This is a genomic window from Psychrobacter sp. 28M-43 (assembly GCF_014770435.1).
GTDB lineage: Bacteria > Pseudomonadota > Gammaproteobacteria > Pseudomonadales > Moraxellaceae > Psychrobacter.
Map to the genome: position 1 here is coordinate 2,449,034 of NZ_CP061739.1, position 12,599 is coordinate 2,461,632.

The following is a 12,599-nucleotide window of genomic DNA, read 5'->3' on the forward strand; positions in this document are numbered from 1 at the left end:
AGAAGGAATACTGTTCAAAATCAATTAAATTAATCATGCTAGCTATCAAGCCAACCCTGCCTTCTAGCAAATGCTAGCTGCTCGGGCGTATCCATATCGTAGCTAAGTTGGTCATTATCTATCTCGCCTATTTGATCAGTGGGCAATTCTCTAATGAGGTAACGAAGCCCTTTATCTCCTGTCAATTCTGACTGCCACTGTCTCAGCAGTTTATAGTTAATTGCCAAAGGCAGACCAATGATATCAGATACCGTTTTATCTTTATTTAGATGTTTTTCTAAACATTGCCAACTGTGATAACGACTGGCTACTACCGTCTGTTTGCCCACTAGCAAAGCTGTTAAATGTGGATCATCTAACAATACTTGATCGACTCCCATGATAAGCACTCGTTCGATTAAAGTCGATTCAAAAGCAACAATTGTCTCAATACCCAAACGTAAACTATGTGCCATACCAGTATCAGCTTGTGAGTTCACCACTATTTGAACCGTTGGATATTGATTAGCCAACTCTGTCATCGTACTAGCAATCAAACGATGGTTATCAGGAATGACAATGACAATAACTTGCGGATTGGTAGTTGTTGCCAGTCGAGTCATATAAGTAATTAACGGTTCGCCATTCTTAATGAGTAGCTGCTTGGGTTCACCGAGACGCTGACTGAGGCCGCTTGCTAAGATAATAACCGCATGGTTTGGGCTCTGCTGTTCAGTACTTTCTGTATGTTCAGCACCTTCTGTAAATGCACGCTTACTCATACGCCACTCTGGACAGTATTGGCATCCGTATCACTACTCACCGCTGAGATATTTGAGAAATCGTTATGCGAGTCACTTACTGGAGCGTTTTGATCGTGCATGACCGCATTAATCTCTGCCATGATACCGAGCGCGAGTGCCTCAGGGCCATCTCCACCCAGCTTGTAACCAATCGGATAATGCAATTTATGAATACCAGCTTCTAACATAGTAGGATTGCTAAGGTTCACTCTAATCTCATTAATCAGGCGTTCGGTACGATAGCGCGGCCCTAATTGTCCTAAGTATCTATAATTGTCTGGATGCTTGAGTAGTATTGCTAGGCGAGCACGATCTTGACTCAAGCTGTGTGACATCAGAGCGACTGCTGCGTTATTACTAAGCTCAAGCAAAGTCTCACTGTCGTCTAAAGATAGCAACATCACAACGTCTGCTTGAGGAAACCGCATACGCGTCGCATATTGCGCGCGACTATCTATAACTGTCACATGCCAATCTTGCAGCTTGGCCATGGTCACCAGTGGCATCACATCATTACCTGCGCCGCAAATCAATAGACGCACTTGTGGTTGCAAATGTTGCACAAGCCACTCTGTATTTACGTCGTCATTTTCCACCATCACATATTCGGCGTTTTTATCAGATAGCTTATATTGTGCTAACTCTTCTACAGTATTGGCAAGTATGCTTGAAAGAGCTGTTTTCCCTTGTGCAAAAACGCTTCCCAACCTGCGATGTTCATCTAAATTAATACGCATTCCAGTTTGCAAATTATCACTGTTTTGCGATATGGAATCTTGATGCTGATAGTCGTCAGCACGAATCAAAGTCGCTACAGTAATCGGCTGCTGAGTATGTCGAACATTACGGATGGTCTCTAACAATGACGTTGCTGTCGTTAGTCGCTCAAACAATACATGCACTCGCCCATTACAGCCCAATCCAAAATTTAGCTCATCAAAGTCCGCGTCATCTAAACCGCCATTTAAGCCGCTATCTAAACCTTTATCCGACTCATCATATATATCAGAGTTAGTTCGCTTCACACCTGCTTGCGCTTGGCCATCGTCAGCATATTGAATGTCATCACCCGTCTGATAGACTTGCACATTGGCACCGTTACGAGTAAGCCAAAAGGCACGTTTGATAATATGCGGCTCCAAGCAACCACCACTAATCATCCCAACTGAGCGACCATCCTCACAGATGAGCATCATCGCGCCAGCACGGCGATATGCTGAGCCTTCAGTACGTACGACCGTTGCCAATACAGCATCAATACCTTGTTGCTTAGCTTTGATTGCCAGCTTAAGAATGTCAGCGACCTGATTCATAACGCCTCTTATTTGGTAGTTATTTTCTTGATAATGACGAAATATACTGCTGATTGAGTTATAAAAACCCGCTCATTAAGCGGGTTCCTGTCGTACATATGGCTTAAAAAATTACTCTGGCATCTCGTAAAGCAGCTTATCGAGAGTAATCGGAAAATCATAAACACGTACGCCGACGGCATTGTAGACAGCGTTAGCAATCGCAGCGGCAGCACCGGCAATAGCCGTCTCACCAATACCTTTGATATGCATCGGGTTGGTATAAGGATCATCCTCTTCGACCAATATCACATCTAACTGCGGTACATCGGCATTAACTGGCACATGATACTCAGCGAGGTCATGGTTACATAGGCGACCGTCACGTTTATCATGGATGACCTCTTCCATCAACGCTGAACCAATACCAAACACCATGCCGCCATAGCATTGCGAAGTCGCTGTCTTGTGGTTAAGAATACGACCTGCGGCAAATGCGCCTGTCATGCGTTTTACTCGAATCTCACCCGTGACCTTATGCACGGCCACTTCAGCGAAGTTTGCACCAAAAGAAGACTGACGATACTTCTTACCATTTTTACCTGGCTTTATCTGCCCTTTGGCACTGACCTTTTGCTCATCATATCCTGCGACCACGTCAGCAAGCGCATATGATTCTATATTGTCAAAATCATATTTTTCTGATTCTGACTGTTCTTCTAATACATTCTCTGAAAACGAAACTCCTGTATTTTCAGATATTTTATCAATAGTGCTATCAGCAAACGCTTGACCGTTCTCTTTGGCTGCCTCTACTGCAGTCAGATCGTGCTTACCTACTTGCTTAATTTGACCATTATCCAGCTGAATCGTATCAGGATATAGGCCGACTTTTGCTGCTAACATTTCACGCAGCTGCTCACAAGCGAGGTAGACACCACTACCTGCACTCGCTGCGCCCCAACTACCACCAGAACCAGATGCAGGTGGTAAGGCACTATCGCCTAACTTCATCTCGATATGGTCAATAGGTAGTCCTAATAAATCTGCAGCTACCTGAGAAAATACGGTATAAGACCCTGTACCAATATCTGTCATATCTGTCTCAATAACCGCTTTGACACCGAGCGCTTTTGACTTATCGATTTGCAAAGTTGCGCGCGCTTCAGAAGACTGTAACTGATTACCACGTGCGGCCGCAGCCATGCCTGTGCCTATCCACCAGTCGCCTTCTAATTGACTGGCAGGTTTTGTGTTGCGCTGACTCCAACCAAAATGCTCAGCACCTTGCTCCATACAAGCAATCAGCTGGCGCGTCGAAAATGGAATGTCTTTACTAGGGTCTTTTTCGGGTTCATTACGGCGGCGCAGCTCTAGAGGATCAAGGTCTAACTGCGCAGCCAATTCATCCATTGCACATTCAACGGCAATCATACCGACCGCTTCACCAGGCGCACGCATCGAACCTGATAGCACTTGGTTCATGTCGACCATTTCATAATTTACACGGCGGTTTTTACCACTGTATAGATAGTGCGTAGACAAGGCAGTTGGCTCAAAGAACGCCTCGTCTGGCAAATTACTAGAAATGGTATCGTGAATTAACGTATCGATAACGCCATTTTTATCGCAGCCAATTGCAATGCGCTGACGAGTATTTGAGCGTCTAACTGTGGCTTCCATCACTTGTGGACGGGTCATGGTAATCAATACTGGTCGACCAAGCTCTTTTGACGCAATAGCAGCGGCAATAGATTCAGGGGCGATACCGAGCTTGCTACCAAACCCACCACCGACATAGTGTGCAATTAATTGAACTTGATCTTTATTTAAGTCTAGCGCATCCATCACTTGCTGCTTGCAAGACGCGAGCATTTGATTTGCCGTATAAAGAACGAGCTTATCCCCTTCCCAATGTGCCAATGTCGCATGTGGCTCCATCGCCGAGCTGTTTTGACTTGGCGTATGATAGAAGCGATCTAGTGTTACTTCAGCATCAGCTAGACCTTGCTCAGGATCTCCCTGGACATAATTTTTGTCAGAGCCTTTTTTTTCATCGACTGCATGGGCGTTAGACAACTCTTTGGTAAAATTCAATGCTGCTTGGTCAGTCTCATCTTTATAAGTGACTTTAAGTGCATTCGCTCCTTCCGTTGCTGCCTCAAAGGTTTCAGCGATGACCACCGCAATAGGCTGACCATGATAAAAAATCTCAGTCGCTCCCTGCTTTGGCGCTTTTTTTAATCCACCTTGCTGAGAGTTACGCAAGAAGTGCTTAGGGTCTGTCACGACCTTGATAATATTAGGAATGCCGTCTAAAGAACTGCTATCGATATTTTCGACTTGTCCTTTGGCAATGGTCGCACCGACTAAAACACCGTACGCTTTATTGTCTAAGTGAATTTCGGCACTGTAAGACGCTTGACCACTAACCTTCAGCGAGCCGTCAACACGGTTAATTGGCTTACCGACCAGTTTGCTCGCTGTTGTGCTAAACAAAGACTCAACAGGCTCATCCATTGTCATTTTTTTGGTCGGTTCTGATTGATTGATTGATTCAAATAATGACATGATTATGCTCCCTCGCCCGCTAGTGCGCGCTGAATGACTTGTTTTAGTAGGCGACGCGTCAACGGTATCTTAAAGTCGTTTTGACCATTACCTTTGGCATCATTCAATAACAGATCGGCAGCTTGCGCGATAACGTCATTATTGCCATCAGTATCCGTCAACAGTGCCTCCACCGCTTCGTTACGCCATGGCTCAGTACCGATACCACCAAATGCCAATCGCACCGTTTTCAGATTGCCGTTATTATCAGCGTCTATCACTGCGGCACAGGATACGAGTGCAAATGCATAAGAGGCGCGATCTCGCACTTTGTCATAAGTATGCATACCTTTGATAGGCGCAGGTAATACAACGTGAGTAATTAACTCGCCTGCTTCTAATACGTTTTCGATATGCGGCGTGTCTTTTGGTAAGCAATAAAAGTCTTTCACATCAATAGAACGAGTAGACCCGTCCGCCTTCACTGTCTCGATAGTGGCATCCAGCAAGCACATGGCCACTGCCATATCAGATGGATGCTGAGCAATACAGGCATCGCTCGTGCCTAAAATAGCCAGCGTACGGTTCTCGCCATTGATAGCTGGACAACCTGTTCCCGGTTCACGCTTGTTGCAGGCGCTGTCTGTCTGATAAAAATAATAACAACGGGTGCGCTGTAAGAAATTACCGCCAGTCGTTGCTTTATTACGCAGCTGTCCAGTCGCCCCTGCCAAAATCGCTCTGGACAATACTGGGTAATTGGCAATAACTTCAGGATGTGCTGCCAAATCACTATTGGTCACAAGCGTACCGATGCGCAAACCACCATCAGCAGTGGTTTCGACCTTTTCTAACTCTAAACGGGTAATATCGACCAATTTAATTGGCGTCTCAATCTCTAACTTCATCAAGTCTAGTAAGTTGGTACCACCTGCGATAAAAGACGCATCTTCAGTACTGGCAGATATTGCCGCTTGCTCTGGTGCATCAGCACGATTATATTCAAAGCGTTTCATGAGCGGCCTCCTGTTGTAGCAGCTGCTGTCTTGTTATTCGCTGAGGTCCTACCAAGTTGTGCCTCGCTCGGTGGCGGTGACCAGATACCTGTCACGCTTGAGTTTTGCACTGCGTTGTCTGTTGTTTGAGCACTAGACTCTGATACTTGACTATCTGATACCTGGCTTTCAAGCACTTGTGAAATGGCTTTAATGATATTTGGATAAGCTGAGCAGCGACAGATGTTACCGCTCATGCGCTCAGCAACTTCTTGTACAAGGCGACCATCAGGATTTTGCAAATCTGTGCTGACATGGCTTGGCCAATTTTGCTTTACTTCTTCTATCAAAGCGGTGGCTGAACAAATCTGACCAGGCGTACAATACCCGCACTGAAAGGCATCATTGTCTTTAAACGCTTGCTGCAATGCCGATAGTGATTCTGGCATCCCAATGCCTTCGATCGTTGTAATCTCATCACCATCATGCATAACGGCGAGTGTCAGACAGGAATTAACCCGTCGTCCATTAATGAGCATGGTACAAGCCCCGCATTGACCGTGATCGCAGCCTTTTTTGGGCCCAGTAATTTGTAGGTGCTGACGACAGACGTCGAGCAGTGTCGTACGGGCGTCAAGATTTTCAAGCTGATAATCTTGCTTATTAATTGTTAAGGTCAAAGTAGACATGCTGGCTTCTCGCTGGCAGATGAATATAATGGAATGGTGAAATACGCTTCAAAACAACAGCGTCAATAAATTTATTATGACGTATGAAAAAAGTTGTTTTGTTTTTACTTTGTAGGGATTCCAGTGTAGTTTCTAATCTATGAGAGTATCGAAATGTTAGCGCTACTAATAGGTGGTATATTGTTTATCATCAGTTTTTAACGTTGTTTCAAAGGAAATCTTGCTAAAAAAAGCCCCATAAACAGTCAGTTTATGAGGCTTTTAAATAGACTTTTTACGTATAATATTTAGTAGAGATGTCTATTAAATCCGTTCTTTGCTTAGCTAATAACTGGCTAGGCTTTCGTGATAATCGTTTCTTCATCAAAACGTGATTTTGACAGCTCAGCGTTAAAGTCATCTTTACTACGATAACCAAGCGACACGACCGCCACAGCGGTGTAGCCTTTACTACGTAAATCAAACTCTTCATCAAGTGCTTTCAAATCCGCCCCTTCCATCGGCACCGCATCAATACCTAAGGTTGCTGCTCCTAGTAGCAAAGCGCCCATATTAAGATACAATTGCTCTATCAACCAATGTGGCTCGTCCTTTTGCTCATAACGACGAATGTCTAAAAACATTTTACGCGTTTGATGCATTTGTTCTTTAAATTTTGGCTCTGCGAAACGACCATCTGCATCTTCTTTTTCTAAGATGTCATCCAAAAACTCATCATCAGCATAGACACGGCTACAGAATACAATAACGTGCGAGGCACCTTTTACTTTGGCATCGTTGAACTCATACATGCCCTCAGTGCCTTTTGCGATTCGGGCTTTACCTGCTTCATCATCAGCAATGACAAAATGCCACGGCTGAATGTTGGTACTCGAAGGACTAAGGCGCAAAATATCCTTTAGACTTTGGAAATCTTCTGCTGAGATTTTCTTATTGGTATCAAATTCTTTTGTGCTGTAGCGCCAGTTCATTGCTTCAGTAATATTTTTCATCTATGACTCCGTTATTGATATTTGTTCTTCTTAGAATTCTTCTTCTTTGATTGCTATTTAACGAAGCCACTTTAAATAAAAAGCTATTTTATGACCATGCTTGCTTGGTTAAGTATTCGTAGGTTTTGTTATGACTGAGTCAGCGTATTGCAAAAACGCCTACTTTCTTATTAGTAATGGTTACAATTACGCTACCGAATTGGCGACGCCGACTGCGCAGACTACATTGTAATCACTTAGTCATTCTCTTAGTATGAACTGACTTGATACATGGTAACTAGTTATAGTTGTCTGATAACTAGGTATATCTGCTTGATTCCAACTGATATGCCTCTATCTATACATCTCAAATAAAACATACATAATAATACCCGCGAGGAAATATGAGCACATCAGAAAAACCACTCCGAATAGATATCGTCTCAGACGTCGTCTGCCCTTGGTGCGTTATCGGCTATCGTCAATTGGCAGCAGCACTTGAGAAAACCAATACCGCTCACACTATTCACTGGCACCCGTTTGAGCTAAACCCAAACATGCCAAGCGAAGGTCAAAATCTACGTGAGCACATTATCGAGAAGTACGGCTCTACTAAACAAGAGTCAGATGCTAGCCGAGTCAGAATGACTGAAGCTGGACAGGAAGTTGGCTTTGAATTTAACTTCAATGATGACACACGTATGCACAACACCTTTAATTTGCATCAGCTGCTACATTTCGCTGATCAACAAGGCCGCATGCATGAATTAAAGCAAGCTTTGTTTGCCGCGCATTTCACTAACAATAGAGATATCTCAGATATCAATGTGCTTGCCGATATTGCAGCAGAGACTGGGCTTGATCGTAGTGAATCATTGGCAGTGTTGGAAGGTCAATTCTTTGCGAAAGAAGTACGAGCAGAAGAACAGCATTGGCAACAGCAAGGCATCCAAAGTGTACCAGCGATTATCTTTAAGGAGCGTCATCTGGTCAGCGGTGCTCAAGGGGTCGAAAACTACATCAGTATATTAGAGCAATTGGCCAACATGACTGAGTAAGCCACCTGACGCTATAAAAATGTCATTCTATAAAAGGATACTTTATGTCTTCTGAACGCTTTCCCTCGATTATTGTGTTCGACGTCAACGAAACATTGCTCGATATCGACACGCTAACGCCTTTATTCACCCGCGTCTTTGGCAAGCAAAGAGTACTGCGAGAATGGTTCGCTCAGCTGGTACTGTACTCGCAAACTATGACGTTATCCGGCCTCTATACGCCTTTCGGTGAGCTCGGCGTTGGTGCATTGCAAATGGTTGCTGATATCAGACAAGTGACTTTGACAGACGCCGATATCAATGAGTTCAAAGAAAGAATGAATGCGTTACCTGCGCATCCTGATGCAGCGCCAGCACTGACTCGTTTGCGTGATGCAGGGTTTCGCCTGGTCACGCTGACCAATTCAGCAAGCAGTGCGTCCCCAACGCCATTAGAAAAAGCTGGTCTCAGTCAATTCTTTGAGCAGCACTTTAGCATTGAGACTGTTGGCAAGTTCAAGCCAGCACCTGATACTTACCAATTGGTAGCTGATACGCTAGCCGTTGATACGTCAGATTTATGCCTTGTCGCCTGTCACCTTTGGGATACCATAGGTGCACAAGCGGCAGGTTGTCGCGGTGCATTTTTGACCCGTCCTTATAATGCGATGCTAAACGCGCCAAATGTACCAGTTCCAGATTTGACCTCATCAGACTTATCGACATTAGCGGATCAAATCATTAGCAAAAAAAGTGCTTGATACATTTAACCACTAAGCTATGTGTGGAAATAATATTACAAAAAGGCTGCCTCAATATCGAAGCAGCCTTTTTATTTTTAATAAAGTATTTCTAAGACAATAACGTCGTTGCTGTCTTTGTTGATTACTCTGAGAAGTGTACAACCGTACGGATACTTTCGCCTTTGTGCATCAAGTCAAACGCTTCGTTGACGTCTTCTATTGGCATCGTATGAGTGATGAAGTCTTGTAAAGGAATCTCGCCTGCTAGATAGCGCTCGACATAACCTGGTAGTTCTGTGCGACCTTTTACACCACCAAATGCGGAGCCCTTCCAGACTCGACCAGTCACTAACTGGAATGGACGGGTTGAGATTTCTTGTCCAGCACCAGCCACACCGATGATGACTGACTCGCCCCAACCTTTGTGGCAGCACTCTAGCGCTGAACGCATAACATCGACATTACCGATACATTCAAATGAATAATCAACACCGCCATCGGTTAGCTCAACGATAACTTCTTGAATCGGCTTGTCGTAATCTTTCGGGTTGATACAGTCAGTTGCCCCTAGCTTTTTGGCTAACTCAAACTTGCTTTCATTGATATCAATCGCGATGATACGGCTGGCTTTTGCCATGGCAGCACCAATCACTGCTGACAGTCCGATACCGCCCAGTCCAAAGATAGCCACTGTCGCGCCCTCTTCGACTTTTGCAGTATTCATAACCGCGCCCATGCCAGTAGTCACACCGCAACCAAGCAAGCAAACTTCTTCCAATGGCGCTTCTTTATTGACTTTCGCCAAAGAAATCTCTGGTAAAACCGTGTACTCAGAGAAAGTCGAGCAACCCATATAATGGTAGATCGGTTCGCCATCTTTATAGAAACGTGTGGTGCCATCTGGCATCAAACCCTTACCTTGAGTCTCGCGCACTGCCGAGCAAAGATTGGTTTTGCCTGAGCGGCACATTTTACAGACGCCACATTCTGCCGTGTATAACGGAATGACATGGTCGCCGACCTGAACGCTGGTCACACCTTCGCCAACTTGCTCAACGATACCGCCGCCTTCATGGCCCAAGATCGCAGGGAATACGCCTTCTGGGTCTTCACCAGATAAGGTAAAAGCGTCTGTGTGACAAACACCACTGGCAACGATTTTGACCAATACTTCACCTTTACGCGGTAGCATGACGTCCACTTCTTCGATAGATAATGGCTGTTTTGGACCCCAAGCAATGGCGGCTTTTGATTTAATAAATTTATCTGACATAAGAATCTCTCTTTTTAATTGATTGTTATTTATGGATGGCGACATGACAGTTTCGCGATAAGTGCAAGCAGTTCTGAAAGTTTGCTAGCGCATCTTATGGATTTTAGCGGTCACTATATCTACAGTTAAAACAAATAAAGATAGACTGAGCTTATCTTGCCTGCCCTCTATAGGCAAGCATCGATGACAGTAAAACACCATCTGTTTACATTGATACTAACCATTATATTTATTTCTGAGCGGATAACAATATGCTATATTTGCAAATATCTTTTACATATTGGTAATAATCATGCGTTGGGAAGGGATTAGTGAGTTTGTCTATGTCGCAGAATATGAGAGCTTTACGCGTGGTGCCAAAGAGCTGGGTATCTCAACCGCACAAGTCAGCCGTCAGATCAGCGCGTTAGAAAAACGCTTAAATATAAAGCTGCTATATCGAACCACTCGCAAGGTCTCATTAACCGAAGAAGGCCGCGTATTCTATCAGCATTGCCGCAGTGTACTCGATGGCTTGGATGCCGCTGAGCAAGCCGTAAGCAACTTACAATCAAAGCCCCAAGGCAGGATAAAACTAACAGCGCCCGTTACTTATGGTGAGCAGCAATTATTACCACTTATCAATGATTTTATGATGCAGTATCACGATATCGAAGTGACTGCCTTTTTGAGTAATCAGAAAATTGATTTGATTGAAGGGGGTTATGATTTGGCCATTCGTATCGGCAAATTGCATGACTCGACGATGATGGCAAAAAAACTTAGCTTGCGCACTAACTTTGTCTGCGCTGCGCCCTCTTATCTAAAAAAACATGGTATACCGCACCATTTAAGTGATCTAAGTCAACATAACTGCCTACTAGGTACTCGTGACTACTGGCATTTTATAGATACCACTAAAGCAAAAGAGAACAGTAATACTCATGGTAAGACGGACAACCAACAAACGAGCGTAGAAAGGAATCTGCGTGTCTCTGGTACGGTGCAATACAATAGCGGCTATAGTCTGGTCGATGCTGCGCTAAAAGGGCTAGGTATCGTACAGCTGCCTGATTACTATGTGCAAAAGTACTTAGCGTCTGGCGAGTTAGTCAGTTTACTCGATGACTATAGAGAACCCGAAGAAAGCATTTGGGCTATTTATCCGCATAACCGTCATTTATCACCAAAAATTAGGCTGCTCGTAGATTATTTGGCAGAACATTTGGTTTAACGTTCTGTTAAGACGTATTGCAATCACAAACCTGATTACGCACAATGAATATTCGATGTTGCTCATTATAGTTAGGACTGACCGTACTACAGATAACTTAAAGGTGTCATTATGATTAAAATCGTCTCTATAGCTGCGCTAGCAGTGGCCGTTTCCTCTTGTGCCAGTATCGATACGCTATTGGATAAAACCAATAGCACTGGTGCTATGACAGACACAACAACCTCTATCAATGCTGAAAAAGGCTTGGTAACTTTACAAAGCAATCACTCCGTACAAGATACCGCAGAAAAACTGGTCTCAGTTATCGAAAGTAAGGGTATGAAAGTATTTGCACGAGTCGATCATCAGAAAAATGCACAAAGTGTCGACTTATCATTGAGACCAACGCAAGTCGTTATGTTTGGTAACCCTAAAGCAGGTACGCCATTAATGAACTGTGAGCAAACTGTTGCCATTGATTTGCCGCAAAAAATCTTAATTAGCGAAGATGCCGATAAAAAAGTATGGCTGTCATACAACAACCCTGACTACCTCAAGACACGCCACAATATAAAAGGTTGCGATACTGAGATTGCTAATATCTCAAAAGCACTTAACGCTATCAGTACTGCAGCAATAGCAAAATAATTTGTTTGGTATAGTTGAGTAAATAAGTGAAATGTGGAGCGGAAGTGTTACTTATTTACTTGAAAATCCCTCATATCAAGAATGACTAGATTGCTCTATCTGGTCATTCAACTCTACTTTTAATTTTTTTGCGCACTCGATAATCTTTTTTCTATCGGCAGGAATAGCACCTTGTGCAATAGCGATTTCACGCATTTGAACCGTGATATCATAGTGAGGATAACTGGCATCACGATGAAATAGTCGCTCATCTAATTCAATGAACGCCGCAAAGTCATGCAGCTCTTGCAAGCTATCCGCCAACATATGACACCACTTATGGCCTTTAAATTTTATCTGTACAAAATCTACGTATATCGCCATATAACCACCTCTCTACTTATTCACTGATTCGCTTATTTAACTTATCGTCAGCTCGAAATAC

The 12,599-nt window shown here is 43.8% G+C and carries 12 protein-coding genes; 4 read left to right on the forward strand and 8 right to left on the reverse strand.

Features of this window, described 5'->3' with window-relative positions:
- Positions 1-38: 38 nt before the first annotated feature.
- From IEE84_RS10215 to nfsB, 6 genes are all read right to left on the reverse strand, one after another.
- Complete coding sequence (locus IEE84_RS10215) at positions 39-761, reverse strand: nucleotidyltransferase family protein (RefSeq protein ID WP_191114095.1); 723 nt, start codon at positions 759-761, stop codon at positions 39-41.
- Complete coding sequence (locus tag IEE84_RS10220; RefSeq protein WP_191114096.1) at positions 758-2,095, reverse strand: XdhC family protein; 1,338 nt, start codon at positions 2,093-2,095, stop codon at positions 758-760. The genes IEE84_RS10215 and IEE84_RS10220 overlap by 4 nt, the downstream gene beginning before the upstream one ends.
- Positions 2,096-2,206: 111 nt before the next feature.
- Complete coding sequence (locus IEE84_RS10225; protein WP_191114097.1) at positions 2,207-4,645, reverse strand: xanthine dehydrogenase family protein molybdopterin-binding subunit; 2,439 nt, start codon at positions 4,643-4,645, stop codon at positions 2,207-2,209.
- 2 nt (positions 4,646-4,647) lie between these two features.
- Positions 4,648-5,640 carry an FAD binding domain-containing protein gene (locus IEE84_RS10230; RefSeq protein WP_191114098.1) on the reverse strand — a complete coding sequence of 331 codons (993 nt, stop codon included), beginning with the start codon at positions 5,638-5,640 and terminating at the stop codon, positions 4,648-4,650.
- The gene (locus IEE84_RS10235) at positions 5,637-6,308 is read right to left on the reverse strand and encodes a 2Fe-2S iron-sulfur cluster-binding protein (protein WP_191114099.1); all 672 of its coding nucleotides are present in this window, start codon (positions 6,306-6,308) and stop codon (positions 5,637-5,639) included. Before IEE84_RS10235 ends, IEE84_RS10230 begins: the two co-directional genes overlap by 4 nt.
- Positions 6,309-6,643: 335 nt before the next feature.
- Complete coding sequence (gene nfsB / locus IEE84_RS10240) at positions 6,644-7,300, reverse strand: oxygen-insensitive NAD(P)H nitroreductase (protein WP_191114100.1); 657 nt, start codon at positions 7,298-7,300, stop codon at positions 6,644-6,646.
- 383 nt (positions 7,301-7,683) lie between these two features.
- Between nfsB and IEE84_RS10245 the strand changes: the two genes are divergently transcribed.
- Entirely contained in the window at positions 7,684-8,337 is a 654-nt protein-coding gene (locus tag IEE84_RS10245) for a DsbA family oxidoreductase (RefSeq protein ID WP_191114101.1), read from the forward strand.
- A gap of 44 nt (positions 8,338-8,381) precedes the next feature.
- Positions 8,382-9,077, forward strand: a complete 696-nt coding sequence (locus IEE84_RS10250; protein ID WP_191114102.1) for a haloacid dehalogenase type II — start codon at positions 8,382-8,384, stop codon at positions 9,075-9,077.
- Between the two features lie 124 nt (positions 9,078-9,201).
- On the opposite strand, the gene IEE84_RS10255 is transcribed toward IEE84_RS10250, so the two are convergent.
- A complete protein-coding gene (locus IEE84_RS10255; RefSeq protein WP_057761290.1) occupies positions 9,202-10,332 on the reverse strand; it encodes an S-(hydroxymethyl)glutathione dehydrogenase/class III alcohol dehydrogenase in 1,131 nt (376 codons plus the stop codon).
- Between the two features lie 292 nt (positions 10,333-10,624).
- Here IEE84_RS10255 and IEE84_RS10260 point away from each other — a divergent pair, with 292 nt between their 5' ends.
- Both IEE84_RS10260 and IEE84_RS10265 read left to right on the forward strand, forming a co-directional pair.
- Positions 10,625-11,545, forward strand: coding sequence for a LysR family transcriptional regulator (locus IEE84_RS10260; RefSeq protein ID WP_191114103.1), 921 nt, complete (start codon positions 10,625-10,627; stop codon positions 11,543-11,545).
- Positions 11,546-11,656: 111 nt separating this feature from the next.
- Positions 11,657-12,175 (forward strand): DUF302 domain-containing protein, encoded by a 519-nt coding sequence (locus IEE84_RS10265; RefSeq protein WP_191114104.1) that lies wholly within the window; start codon positions 11,657-11,659, stop codon positions 12,173-12,175.
- A gap of 75 nt (positions 12,176-12,250) precedes the next feature.
- Here IEE84_RS10265 and IEE84_RS10270 read toward each other — a convergent pair whose 3' ends face one another.
- Positions 12,251-12,538, reverse strand: coding sequence for a DUF4031 domain-containing protein (locus IEE84_RS10270; protein WP_191114105.1), 288 nt, complete (start codon positions 12,536-12,538; stop codon positions 12,251-12,253).
- Positions 12,539-12,599 lie beyond the last annotated feature (61 nt).

Bases quoted from the DNA above. Each gene is read 5' to 3' on its own strand.
- IEE84_RS10220 (WP_191114096.1), bottom strand. From the start codon at position 2,095: ATGAATCAGGTCGCTGACATTCTTAAGCTGGCAATCAAAGCTAAGCAA.
- IEE84_RS10225 (WP_191114097.1), bottom strand. From the start codon at position 4,645: ATGTCATTATTTGAATCAATCAATCAATCAGAACCGACCAAAAAAATG.
- IEE84_RS10235 (WP_191114099.1), bottom strand. From the start codon at position 6,308: ATGTCTACTTTGACCTTAACAATTAATAAGCAAGATTATCAGCTTGAA.
- IEE84_RS10250 (WP_191114102.1), top strand. From the start codon at position 8,382: ATGTCTTCTGAACGCTTTCCCTCGATTATTGTGTTCGACGTCAACGAA.
- IEE84_RS10260 (WP_191114103.1), top strand. From the start codon at position 10,625: ATGCGTTGGGAAGGGATTAGTGAGTTTGTCTATGTCGCAGAATATGAG.
- IEE84_RS10230 (WP_191114098.1), bottom strand. From the start codon at position 5,640: ATGAAACGCTTTGAATATAATCGTGCTGATGCACCAGAGCAAGCGGCA.
- IEE84_RS10270 (WP_191114105.1), bottom strand. From the start codon at position 12,538: ATGGCGATATACGTAGATTTTGTACAGATAAAATTTAAAGGCCATAAG.
- IEE84_RS10245 (WP_191114101.1), top strand. From the start codon at position 7,684: ATGAGCACATCAGAAAAACCACTCCGAATAGATATCGTCTCAGACGTC.
- IEE84_RS10215 (WP_191114095.1), bottom strand. From the start codon at position 761: ATGAGTAAGCGTGCATTTACAGAAGGTGCTGAACATACAGAAAGTACT.
- nfsB (WP_191114100.1), bottom strand. From the start codon at position 7,300: ATGAAAAATATTACTGAAGCAATGAACTGGCGCTACAGCACAAAAGAA.
- IEE84_RS10265 (WP_191114104.1), top strand. From the start codon at position 11,657: ATGATTAAAATCGTCTCTATAGCTGCGCTAGCAGTGGCCGTTTCCTCT.
- IEE84_RS10255 (WP_057761290.1), bottom strand. From the start codon at position 10,332: ATGTCAGATAAATTTATTAAATCAAAAGCCGCCATTGCTTGGGGTCCA.